1 protein-coding gene is annotated in these 839 nt (G+C 53.6%); it reads right to left on the reverse strand.

Annotated features, from left to right (window positions below; translation table 11 throughout):
• A partial coding sequence (locus ACTHS3_RS16035; RefSeq protein ID WP_440368512.1) for a PDZ domain-containing protein occupies nucleotides 1–839 on the reverse strand: 839 nt, incomplete at both ends.

Genomic DNA, 839 nt, shown 5'->3' on the forward strand with positions numbered 1-839 from the left:
CCGAAAAATTTGAGGGTCGTCCACGAATAGTTGACGGTTTTGTTCCAACCCAATTCAAAGGCTTGGGCAACGGAAGGTGTATAACGGTAGCGGATGGTCTTATCCCACTCTTTATCCGCCTGGGCAGCAAGCCCGGCTCTACCCACCAGCACGCCTGCTGACTGCTCGACGCTGTCCGGCCGGATAGCGGTCGCCAGTATTTTACCGTCACGCTCGTAAGTCAGCTCGATTCGTTTGCCGGGGCTGGCGCGGAAGAGTTCCGTCCATGCTTGCCAGCTTTCGATGGGCTTCCCATCAGCAGTCAGCAGTTTGTCGTTTTCCTTCAAACCTGCTTTTTCGGCGGGACTTTTGGCCAAGACTTTACCGATGCGGTTAGTAATTCTAAAAGGCAAAAGGCCGATGTTGCCTTGGTTTTTCGCAACTTTACCTGCTTCAGGCGTGCCGGCGGCATCAATTATGCGGATGGCTTGGGTATTTGAGGCCGTCTGAACAGCAACTTTTACAGGACCGGCTTCAAGGTTCAACACCATCTCGGTTTGTGCATCGCTCCAGTCTTTAACGGCGATTCCGTTGACCGATACAATCTTATCACCCGCCTGAAAACCTGCTTTGGCGGCAATACTGGCAGGTTCGACCATGCCGACATAGGGGCGCAACTCGGTCACGCCGAAGGAAAAGCTCAAACCGTAAAGCAAAACGGCCAAAATCAAATTAGTCAAAGGACCGGCAGCGACAATGGCGATGCGCCTGGCCGGATGCTGCTTGTCAAAGGCGTAGGGCAAATCTGCTTCTGCCACCTCGCCTTCGCGCGTATCGACCATTTTAACGTAACCGCCCAG

It is taken from the genome of Neisseria sp. P0009.S007 (assembly GCF_051962515.1).